We start from the raw sequence: 10,298 nt of genomic DNA on the forward strand, positions 1-10,298 counted from the left end.
GCACCGACGCCGGAACGAACGGCGAAGCCCTCTCCCGCTTCGTCAGCCCACGCTGGTGTACGCGACGACCCCGCGACGCATCGCCTCCACCGCCTTGCGCGCGTTCTTCGCGACGGTGCCGCCGGCCGGCGCCGCGACCGCGACCTGGCCGAGCACATCGATGCACTGCTTGCACCAGCGCACGAAGTCACCCGCGGGCATGTCGGCGTCGCGCAGCACCGCGTCCAGGGCATGACCCTCCGCCCAGCGGTACGCGGCCCAGGCGAAGCCCAGGTCCGGTTCGCGCTGTCCGACCCCTTCGGTCTGGCGGATGCGGTGCTCCTCCTCCAGCGCGTCCAGGCGCCCCCAGATGCGCACCATCTCCTCCAGCGCGCTCCTGGCCGCGCCGCCCGGCAGTTTGGGTGGCAGCGCGTCATCCGCGGCACGCGCCTCGTACACCAGCGCCGAGACGCAGGCGGCCAGCTCGGAGGAGGGCAGGCCTTCCCAGACGCCGTCGCGCAGGCACTCGCTGGCCAGCAGGTCCAGCTCGCCGTAGAGCCGCGCCAGCCGCCGCCCGTCATCGGTCACCTCGTCGCCGCGCAGATACCCCAGCTCCGTCAGCAGGGCGGAGACCTGGTCGAAGGTACGGGCGATGGTGTTCGTCCGGCCCTCGATCCGGCGCTCCAGCTGACGGGTATCACGCCTGAGGCGGTGGTATCGCTCGGCCCAGCGGGCGTGGTCCTCGCGCTCGTCGCAGCCGTGGCAGGGGTGCCGCCGGATATCGGCGCGCAGCCGGGCGATCTCGGTGTCGTCGGCGGCGGCCGCGCGCTCCTTGCGGTGCCTCGGTGGTGCGTGGTGGCCCGCCTTGGTGCGCAGGGCGGAGGCCAGATCACGGCGCGAATCGGGGCTGCGGGCGTTGAAGGACCTGGGGATGCGCATCCGCTCCAGCGGCTCCACCGGAACGGGGAAGTCGATCGAGCCGAGCCGCTTGACCTGCCGCTGTGCGGTGAGCACGAGCGGCCGGGGCCCGTCCTGCTGCTGCCAGCCGCGCTGGTGTGCGGGACCGCGCCCACCGGCCCCGGTCCCGGGGTCCAGCACCAGGGCCAGCCCGGCGAACTTGCCGGTGGGGACATGGATGACGTCCCCGGGCTTGAGCTTCTCGAGTGCGGCCGCCGCCTGTGCCCGGCGCTGCACCGCGCCCTGCTTGGCCAGCTCGGTCTCCCGGTCCTTCAGCTGCCGGCGCAGCCGCGAGTACTCCTCGAAGTCGCCCAGATGACAGGTCATGGAGTCGCGATAGCCCTCCAGCCCCTCCTCGTTGCGCTGGACCTGGCGCGAGATGCCGACGACCGAGCGGTCCGCCTGGAACTGTGCGAAAGAGGTCTCCAGCAGCTCACGTGAGCGATGCCGCCCGAACTGGCCGACCAGATTGACCGCCATGTTGTACGACGGCTTGAAGGAGGAGCGCAGCGGATACGTACGCGTACCGGCCAGTCCCGCCAGCGCGCCGGGGTCCATGCCACGGTGCCACAGCACGACGGCATGCCCCTCGACGTCGATGCCGCGCCGCCCGGCGCGGCCCGTCAGCTGGGTGAACTCGCCGGGTGTGATGTCGGCGTGCTGCTCGCCGTTCCACTTGACCAGCTTCTCCAGCACCACCGAGCGGGCCGGCATGTTGATTCCGAGTGCGAGTGTCTCGGTGGCGAAGACGGCTTTGACCAGGCCGCGGACGAACAGCTCCTCGACGACTTCCTTGAAGGTGGGCAGCATGCCCGCGTGGTGCGCGGCGATACCCCGCTCCAGGCCCTCCAGCCACTCGAAATAGCCCAGCACGTGCAGGTCGGTGTCCGGGATGTCCTCGGTGCGCTCCTCGACGATCTGGCGCACCCGGGCCCGCGCCGGGCTGTCGTTGAGCCGCAGTCCGGCGGCCAGGCACTGCTGTACGGCCGCCTCGCAGCCGGCCCTGCTGAAGATGAAGGTGATCGCGGGCAGCAGGCCCTCGGAGTCCAGCCGGTCGATGACCTCGGGCCGGCCCGGAGTCCATACCCGGGCCCGCTGCCGGCGCTCGCGCTCCCGTTCCGCGTCCCGGCGCGGATTGCCGCGGCGGCGGTCGCGCGGGGCGGAGACGCGGCTGTTCTCCATCCGGGCCATCCGCACCAGGTCGGGGTTGACCTCCCGCTTGTCGGCCTTCTCCTCGAACAGGTCGTACATCCGCCGTCCGGCCAGCACGTGCTGCCACAGCGGCACCGGACGGTGCTCGGAGACGATCACCCGTGTGTCGCCGCGCACGGTGTCCAGCCAGTCGCCGAACTCCTCGGCGTTGGAGACGGTCGCCGAGAGCGAGACCAGGGTGACCGACTCGGGGAGGTGGATGATGACCTCCTCCCAGACGGCGCCGCGGAAGCGGTCGGAGAGATAGTGCACCTCGTCCATCACCACGTGTCCGAGGCCGACGAGGGACTGCGATCCCGCGTACAGCATGTTCCGCAGCACCTCGGTCGTCATCACGATGACGGGTGCGTCGGAGTTGACGCTGTTGTCCCCGGTCAGCAGCCCGACCCGGGCCGCGCCGTAGCGTTTGACCAGGTCGTTGTACTTCTGGTTGGACAGCGCCTTGATGGGCGTGGTGTAGAAGCACTTGCGACCCTGGCTGAGGGCCAGGTGGACGGCGAATTCGCCGACGATCGTCTTGCCGGAGCCGGTCGGCGCCGCGACCAGCACTCCCTTTCCGGCTTCGAGGGCTTGGCACGCCTCGATCTGGAACTCGTCGAGATCGAAGTCGTACAGGTCATGGAAGGAGCCGAGAGCGGTGGCCTGCTCTGCGGTGCGTTTCCGCGCCGCGGCGTACCGCTCAGCGGGGGACAGGTCCTCGGTCATCGTGTCTACGAGCCTACCGGCCACCTCCGACACGGCTCACGATCTTTACGACCTGGCGCAGGTCGTTACTCCCGCACGAGCAGTCGCACCGCACCGGGCACCACCTCAGCGGTCAGCGGCAACGCCCCCAGCCGCTCACCGTCCGCGTATCCCGTGACGTTCGCCGCCTCCAGCGTCACCTTGCGGGCGCGGTGGGTGGTGACACTGGGATGGCTCAGATGGGTGCCCTTGTAGACGCGGGGGAAGACGCGGAGCAGCGCGCCGCGGCTGCACTCCCCCACCACCGTCACATCGAGCAGGCCGTCGTCCATCTCGGCGCCGTGACAGATGCGCATACCCCCGCCGTAGGAGGGCCCGTTGCCCACGGCCACCAGCGTGGCCTCGATCTCCCGCGGCTCGCCGTCGTCGAGGGTGAGCCGGTAGGGGATGGGCCGGAAGGCGGCCAGTTCGGCGAGGATCGCCAGGTCGTACTTGAGTCGCCCGGCGGGCCACCGCATCCGGTTGCCGCGGTCGTTGACCCGCGAGTCGAAGCCGGAGGCCAGCACCGACCCGAACCAGTGCTCCCCCGCGCGCCCCAGGTCGAGAGTCCTGACGTGGCCGCCCTTCAGCGCCTCGCCGATGAGCCGTCCCGCCTTGGCGGGCTGCCGGACCGGCAGCCCGGTGGCCCGCGCGAAGTCGTTGCCGGTGCCAACGGCGACCACGCCGAGCGGGGTGTCCGTACCGGCGACGGCCTGCAGTGCGAGGGAGGTCATGCCGTCACCGCCGACGGCTATCAGCGCGCCGGTGCCGGCGTCGACGGCCTCGCGCGCCCGTACGAGCGCGTCAGCCGCATCGGTGCCGACCACCGTGCGGACGGCGAATCCGGCCTCACGGAGCGCGTCGGCGGCGGGCTGGGCCGCACCGGCGCCTCGGCCGCGGCCCGCTGTCGGGTTGACGAAGAGAGTGATCTGGCTGGTCACGGGCGGACCATATCCGCTCAGGTGGCGTCGCCGAAACCGTCGGACCGAGAAGATCCGCCTTTGCCCCTCGTGATGCCCTTGCCCTCGGGCAGCGCGCGGGGGGCCGGTACGGTCCCGCCGCCTTCGTCGAGCGCGTCGGGGCTGTCCAGCTCGGACGCCTCGTCGTCGTCCAGGGCCGCGTAGGGGTCTTTCCGGGCCCGGCGGCGGTCGTTGAACAGGCAGATGGCGACGGCGCCGAAGTAGAGCAGCACGATGGGCGCGGCGAGCGCGACCATCGTCAGGGGGTCACCGGTGGGGGTGGCGACAGCGGAAAAGACTGTGATGCAGAGCACCATGATCCGCCACCAGCCCAACAGCTGCTTGCCGCCGAGGATGCCGGTGAAGTTGAGCATGACCAGCAGCAGCGGAAGTTCGAAGGCGAGCCCGAAGACGACCACGAGCCGGGTGACGATGTCGAGGAAGTCGTCCAGCGGGATCAGGTTGCCCGTGCCGTCCGGGCTGAAGTCCAGGAGGGTCGCCGCCGCCTTGGGCAGGATGAGGTAGGCGAGGTACGCGCCGCAGAGGAAGAGCGGCACACCGGCGCCGACGAAGCCGCGCGCGTACTTCTTCTCGTGGCGGTGCAGGCCGGGCGCGAGGAAGGCCCACAACTGGTGGAGCCAGACCGGGGAGGCGGCGACCACACCGACGGTGAGCGCCACCTTGAGCATGATCGTGAAGGGGGCGATCAGGCCGTTGATGGTGATTTCGGCGCACGTCTCACCGTCCTTGGCAGCCCGCCCGAAGCCCTCCGTGCAGCCGACGGATTCGCGCACCGGGTCGGTGAGGAAGCCGGCGATGGGCTTGTAGTAGATCATCGCCACGATGGTGACGACGAGGATCGCCAGCACCGCCTTCATCAGACGGTTGCGCAGCTCCCGCAGATGTTCCGCGAGGGGCATCCGCCCCTCGGGGTCCCGCTCCTTCTGCTTCTTGCCCTCATTACGGGCCGACTTGAGCAACCCACGTCCTCATTGTCTGAAGTGTCGGAAGTGCAAGAAATGTTCTGAAGCGTCAGATTACTCGGCGACAGCCTCAGGACTGGTTCTTCTGCTGACTCGTGGGCTCGGTGACCGGCCGGGAACTCGCCACGTCACCGGGCGACGCCTGGATGGTGCGCGGTGCCTGCTGGGCATCGGCGGAGGATCCGGCATCGGCGTCGTCGCCGCCCTCCTTCTTCATCTGCTTGGCCTCGCTCTTGAGGATACGGGCCGACTTGCCCAGCGAACGAGCCATGTCCGGAAGCTTCTTGGCGCCGAACAGCAGCAGGATGACCAGGACGATCAGAACGATCTCCAGGGGCTTCAGATTGCCGATCATGTGCCACTACCTTCTCGCCGGGGCCGGCGTATGTCCTTGCCTGCCGTGTGAATCGGACGGGCTGCGTGAAGCCATGTGCTGCCAGCGATCGTAACCCTGAGGGGTGAACGACGGGCAATGCCTTCGCGCACTCCACGCTTCCTCGCCGACAACCAGAGCTGTCACCACCCACCGCGGACGCGGCACTGTGCAGCGTACCGCTCGACGGTACGGGCCAGGCAGTGCGCGTCAGCCCCGCTCCCGCATCATGGCCGGTCGCCGCCGCCCGGCCGTACCCCCGGGTGGCGGACCGCATCGCGGGCGGCATCCGTCACACCCGCCCGTCCGGCGAGCGGCAACGCGGCCCGCTCCAGATCCTCGGCGGCGCGGGTGATGCGCTCCGAGCCGTCCCCGACGGCCCGGGAGAAGCGGCGCACCTCGAGCCCGACCCGAACGGCCAGGACGCCGAGAACGGCGATTCCGCAGAAGGCGAGCACGAGGAAGAACATGGGCCAGAGCATGCGCAGAGCCTAGTGCCCCTCCCGGCATCGGACTCCGCGCGGCCGGAACCGGGTACGGCCGGTAGGACCGGGCCGTTCCCGTGGCCGGCTCACTCTCCGTATGCCGCCAGCGCCAGCCGGGCCGCCTCGCGCGCGCTCTCGGCCAGCTCGCGCGGTGCCACGATCCGGCCGTCGCGGCCCAGCCGCAGGGCCAGCCGGCGCAGCGATGCGGGGTCCGGTGTGCGCAGCACGACGCGCAGCCCTCCGTCGGGCAGCTCCTCGGCGCTGTCGTACGGGTAGTACTCGGCGACCCAGCGCCCGCCCGGACCGACCTCGATGACGACCTCGGGGTCCTCCGCCGCGGGCTGCACCAGTCCCGCACTCAGGTCACGCAGCTCCATCGGCGGCGGATCGGCGGCCTCGTCCAGGATCCGGATCTCGGCGACCCTGTCGAGCCGGAAGGTGCGGCGCGCCTCCGACAGACGGCACCACGCCTCGACGTAGGTGTGGCCGACGGCGAAGAGCCGGATCGGGTCGACCTCACGCTCGGTCAGCTCATCGCGCGCCGGTGAGTAGTAGCGCAGCCAGATCCGGCGCCGCTCGGCGATGGCGCGGTCCACATCCGCGAAGACCCCGCCCTCCGACTCGAAGGTGACCGACAGGCGGGAGCTGGCACCGGCGTTCTCCCCCGCCGCGGCCTCCAGCTTGGCGGTGGCGCGCAGCAGCGCGTCCCGGTCGCTCTCCCGCAGCCCGGGCAGGGTGGCCACCGCGCGGGCGGCCACCAGCAGCGCCGTGGCCTCGTCGGAGGCCAGCCGGAGCGGCTGCGCCGTGTCGCTGCCCAGGGCGTCGGCGTTCCGCCACCAGATGCGCTCGCCGTCGGTGTCGATCTCCAGCAGATCGCCGCCGCGGAAACTGGTGCCGCACATCGGCAGCACGCCGAGGTCGGAGATCAGCTCGTCGGCCGTGATGCCGAAGGCACGGGCCACGTCGTCGATACGGGCGCCGGGGCGGTCGCGGAGATACGTGACCAGCGACAGCATCCGGCGGGTCTGGTCGACGGCGTTCGATGCCACGGTGTCCGCTTTCCCCTCAGACCTTGGCGACGGCGCGCAGCCGGTCGACCACTTCAGCCCGCAGTTCGGCGGGTTCCAGCACCAGCACGTCCGGGCCGAACTCCACGAGCCAGGCGTCCAGTCCGTGCCCGTAGGGGATCTCCAGCTCCGTCCAGCCGTCCGCCAGCTCCCGCACCTCCAGGGCCCGGGCACGCAGCGGGTAGCCGGCTCCGGGACGCAGCCGGATGCGCGCGGTGCCCGACGCACTCTCCCCCGCCCAGCGCTCGACGGTCTCCCGCACGGTGACCTGGTCCGGTACCGGCGCGGTGAAGGCCGCGGCCCGGGAGCGCACGGGACCGGTGATGCGGGAGAGGCGGAAGACGCGTTCGGCCTGCCGGTCGCCGTCGAAGCCCGCCAGATACCAGTGACCTCGCCAGCACTCCAGCGTCCAGGGCTCGACCTGACGGCGCTCGGGGCGGGCGGCGTTGGACTTGCGGTAGTCGAAGACGACGGGACGGCGGTCCCGGCAGGCGAGCATGAGCGGCTCGAACGCGGCCTCGCGGGCGGGAATGTAGGGCTCCAGCGTGCTGTGCGGCTGCGCGGTTTCCGCGCCCTGCACCCCGTCGTACTGCTGCGGCATGCCGCCTGCGGCGTGCAGCTTCTGCAGCGCTCCGCTGGCGGCTCCCGCGAGGCGGGCCTGCTGCCAGACCCGGGCGGCCAGGCCCAGTGCGGTGGCCTCCTCGGTGTCCAGGACGATGGGCGGCAGCCGGTTGCTGTCGTGCTGGGCACGGTAGCCCACGTCGCCGTCCAGGCCCTCCACCGTGTCGATGACCAGACCGAGTTCGCGCAGATCGTCCTTGTCGCGCTCGAACATCCTGTTGAAGGAGTCGTCGCTGCCCGCTTCGAGGTACGCCTCGATGGAGGTGCGCAGCTCGCGCTTGGTCAGTGGGCGCCGGGTTCCCAGCAGGCACAGCGCCAGATTCATCAGCCGCTCGGCCTTGGCGATCGCCATGGGCTCCCTCGTGCCTCTCTTGTGCTGCTCTGTGCGCTTCTCGGCAACCGACCGTACCGCTCGCCGCCTGCGTCGCAAAAGCAATACCGAGGACCCCACCGCTGGGCGGGGTCCTCGGAGCGCCCGGTACTCAGGGCCTGTCCGTGCGGCTCAGACGGAGACCAGGTCGCAGACGAAGATCAGGGTCTCGTTCGGCTTGATACGACCGCCGCCGGCGCCCTGCTCGCCATAGGCGAGGTGGGCCGGAATGGTCAGCCGCCGGCGACCGCCGACCTTCATGCCCTGCACGCCGCGGTCCCAGCCGGGGATGACCTGACCGGCGCCGAGCTGGAACTGCAGCGGCTTGCCACGGTTCCAGCTGGCGTCGAACTCCTCACCGCTGGAGAACGAGACGCCCACGTAGTGGACGGAGACGTTGTCGCCGGCCTTCGCCTCGGGTCCGTCACCCTCCCAGAGGTCGACGGATTCCAGGTCGGCCGGCGGCTCGCCCTCGGGGAAGTCGACCTCGGGCTTGTCGATGCTCACGAAATGGCTCCTACCAACGAATCATTCGGACAACCGCGTCAGTCTTTCACGCCGCGCGGACCTCACTTGACGCTCAGCACGTCCACCGAGAAGACGACGCCGGACCCGAACTGCTTGCGCTGCTTCTTCGGGAACTCGCTGGACGGTACGGAGATCACCACCCGGCTGCCGGCCTTCTTCCCCTCGAGGGCCTCGGCCCAGCCCGGGATCTTGTCGACGGGGATCTCCTGCGGGCCGCCCTGGCGCCAGGTGTCGTCGAGCTGCTTGCCGCCCTTCCACATCTTGGCCGTGAAGTTGGTCAGGACGGTGCTGTCCTTCTTGACCTTCTTGCCGTCGCCCTTGACGACGGTCTCCTCAAGCAGCTTGTCCGGGGCCTTCTCCACGCCCTTGGGCATCGTGACCTCGGGGGCCTTGTCCTTCTCCACCTTGGTGCTGACCTTGGGCAGTTCAGGGTTGTGGTCGCCCTTCACCGGCTTGCCGTCGATCTTGCTCGGCAGCACCTTCTCCATGTCCACGACGAAGACCAGGGTGGCGTTCGCCGGGATCGTCGGGGGCTGGCCCCTCTTGCCGTAAGCCTTCGAGGGGGGCACGACCATCTCGACACGGCTGCCGAGCTTCTTGCCCACCAGGGCCTCGTCCCAGCCCTTGATGACCTTGCCGGTGCCGATCTGGAAGGTGGCGGGCTGACCGCGCTTCCAGCTGCTGTCGAACTCCTTGCCGTTCCACAGCTGGCCGTGGTAATTCGCGTTGAGCGAATCGCCCTTTTGGACCTTCTTGCCGCTGCCCTCCTTGAGGACCTTGACCTTCAGCTCCTTGGGCGGCTTGCCCTCCCCCTTGGCCACCTTGGGCTTCTTGTCCGTCGCGCCGGTGACGGACGGGACGGCTCCGTTCTCCGAACCGTCCTCGCTGCCACAGGCGGTGGCGGAGGCGATCAGAAGGGGCACGGCCAGCGCCGTGGCGAGGCGGCGCGCGGAAGTCTTCGTGAGGCGGGGGGTCGTCCCCCCGGGAGTCTGCAGCATGTGTCCAACTCGCGGTCTAGGGATGTCCGGGCGGTCGGGGCAACCCTACGACCCCACCCGGCCATCCCCGCCACCGCCGACACCACTCACATGCCGGCGATCAGTTTCTCCACCCTTTCGTCGACCGACCGGAAGGGGTCCTTGCACAGCACGGTGCGCTGCGCCTGGTCGTTCAGCTTGAGATGGACCCAGTCGACGGTGAAGTCACGGCGCTGTTCCTGCGCCCGCCTGATGAAGTCACCGCGCAGCCGCGCGCGAGTGGTCTGCGGCGGGACCGACTTGCCCTCGAAGATCTTCAGGTCGTTGCAGATACGGGCCGCCTGCCCGTTCCGCTCCAGCAGGTAGTAGAGGCCGCGGCGGCGGTGGATGTCGTGGTACGCGAGATCTATCTGCGCGACCCGGGGGTGCGACATCGTGATGTTGTTCTTGGCCCGGTACCGCTCGATCAGCTGGTACTTCATCACCCAGTCGATCTCAGTGTTGATCTTGTCGAGCTCCTGGGCGCGGATGGAGTCCAGGGCGCGGCCCCACAGCTCCAGCACCCGCTCGACCCGGCCCGTGCGGATGCCGCGGCGCTCGCAGAAGTCCAGTGCCTTCTCGTAGTACTCCTGCTGCACCTCCAGCGCGGACGCCTCGCGGCCGCTGGCGAGCCGGACCTTCCGCTGCCCGGTGATGTCATGGCTGACCTCGCGAATGGCCCGGATCGGGTTCTCCAGGGTCAGGTCGCGCATCACGGTGCCCGCCTCGATCATGCGCAGCACGAGATCGGTGGCACCGACCTTGAGCAGCATGGTCGTCTCGGACATGTTGGAGTCGCCGACGATGACATGCAGACGGCGGTAGCGTTCGGCGTCGGCGTGCGGTTCGTCCCGGGTGTTGATGATGGGGCGGGAGCGGGTCGTCGCGGAGCTGACGCCCTCCCAGATGTGCTCGGCGCGCTGGCTGACGCAGAAGACCGCACCGCGCGGCGTCTGCAGGACCTTGCCCGCACCGCACACCAGCTGCCGGGTGACGAGGAACGGGATGAGTACGTCCGCCAGCCG

10 protein-coding genes are annotated in these 10,298 nt (G+C 70.0%); all 10 read right to left on the reverse strand.

The genetic code is table 11. The annotated features are described in order from the left end of the window. Positions 1–42: 42 nt before the first annotated feature. Positions 43–2,853: a DEAD/DEAH box helicase gene (locus ACRDP3_RS21840; RefSeq protein ID WP_431518681.1), complete on the reverse strand. Its 2,811-nt coding sequence runs from the start codon at positions 2,851–2,853 to the stop codon at positions 43–45. Between the two features lie 65 nt (positions 2,854–2,918). Then, positions 2,919–3,812: a diacylglycerol kinase gene (locus ACRDP3_RS21845; RefSeq protein ID WP_431518682.1), complete on the reverse strand. Its 894-nt coding sequence runs from the start codon at positions 3,810–3,812 to the stop codon at positions 2,919–2,921. Positions 3,813–3,829: 17 nt separating this feature from the next. Beyond that, positions 3,830–4,810: a twin-arginine translocase subunit TatC gene (gene tatC / locus ACRDP3_RS21850; RefSeq protein WP_431518683.1), complete on the reverse strand. Its 981-nt coding sequence runs from the start codon at positions 4,808–4,810 to the stop codon at positions 3,830–3,832. 73 nt (positions 4,811–4,883) lie between these two features. Beyond that, the gene (gene tatA / locus ACRDP3_RS21855) at positions 4,884–5,168 is read right to left on the reverse strand and encodes a Sec-independent protein translocase subunit TatA (protein ID WP_431518684.1); all 285 of its coding nucleotides are present in this window, start codon (positions 5,166–5,168) and stop codon (positions 4,884–4,886) included. A 245-nt stretch (positions 5,169–5,413) separates the two neighbouring features. Continuing rightward, positions 5,414–5,668: a hypothetical protein gene (locus tag ACRDP3_RS21860; protein ID WP_431518685.1), complete on the reverse strand. Its 255-nt coding sequence runs from the start codon at positions 5,666–5,668 to the stop codon at positions 5,414–5,416. An 89-nt stretch (positions 5,669–5,757) separates the two neighbouring features. After that, positions 5,758–6,720, reverse strand: coding sequence for a helix-turn-helix transcriptional regulator (locus ACRDP3_RS21865; protein WP_431518686.1), 963 nt, complete (start codon positions 6,718–6,720; stop codon positions 5,758–5,760). A gap of 16 nt (positions 6,721–6,736) precedes the next feature. Beyond that, positions 6,737–7,711: a helix-turn-helix transcriptional regulator gene (locus ACRDP3_RS21870; protein ID WP_431518687.1), complete on the reverse strand. Its 975-nt coding sequence runs from the start codon at positions 7,709–7,711 to the stop codon at positions 6,737–6,739. Positions 7,712–7,861: 150 nt separating this feature from the next. After that, positions 7,862–8,236, reverse strand: a complete 375-nt coding sequence (locus ACRDP3_RS21875; RefSeq protein WP_431518688.1) for an FKBP-type peptidyl-prolyl cis-trans isomerase — start codon at positions 8,234–8,236, stop codon at positions 7,862–7,864. A gap of 62 nt (positions 8,237–8,298) precedes the next feature. Then, on the reverse strand, positions 8,299–9,255 hold the full coding sequence (locus ACRDP3_RS21880) for an FKBP-type peptidyl-prolyl cis-trans isomerase (RefSeq protein WP_431518689.1): 957 nt from the start codon (positions 9,253–9,255) through the stop codon (positions 8,299–8,301). 86 nt (positions 9,256–9,341) lie between these two features. Next, positions 9,342–10,298, reverse strand: a 957-nt coding sequence (locus ACRDP3_RS21885) for a proteasome accessory factor PafA2 family protein (protein ID WP_431518690.1), incomplete at its 5' end; no start/stop codon positions are given.

This window comes from Streptomyces sp. (assembly GCF_050698815.1).
In the GTDB taxonomy this organism is placed as follows: domain Bacteria; phylum Actinomycetota; class Actinomycetes; order Streptomycetales; family Streptomycetaceae; genus Streptomyces.

What these genes read in the sequence shown, in the direction of transcription:
- ACRDP3_RS21840 (WP_431518681.1), bottom strand. Translation starts at nt 2,853, where the DNA reads ATGACCGAGGACCTGTCCCCCGCTGAGCGGTACGCCGCGGCGCGGAAA.
- tatA (WP_431518684.1), bottom strand. Translation starts at nt 5,168, where the DNA reads ATGATCGGCAATCTGAAGCCCCTGGAGATCGTTCTGATCGTCCTGGTC.
- ACRDP3_RS21860 (WP_431518685.1), bottom strand. Translation starts at nt 5,668, where the DNA reads ATGCTCTGGCCCATGTTCTTCCTCGTGCTCGCCTTCTGCGGAATCGCC.
- ACRDP3_RS21870 (WP_431518687.1), bottom strand. Translation starts at nt 7,711, where the DNA reads ATGGCGATCGCCAAGGCCGAGCGGCTGATGAATCTGGCGCTGTGCCTG.
- ACRDP3_RS21880 (WP_431518689.1), bottom strand. Translation starts at nt 9,255, where the DNA reads ATGCTGCAGACTCCCGGGGGGACGACCCCCCGCCTCACGAAGACTTCC.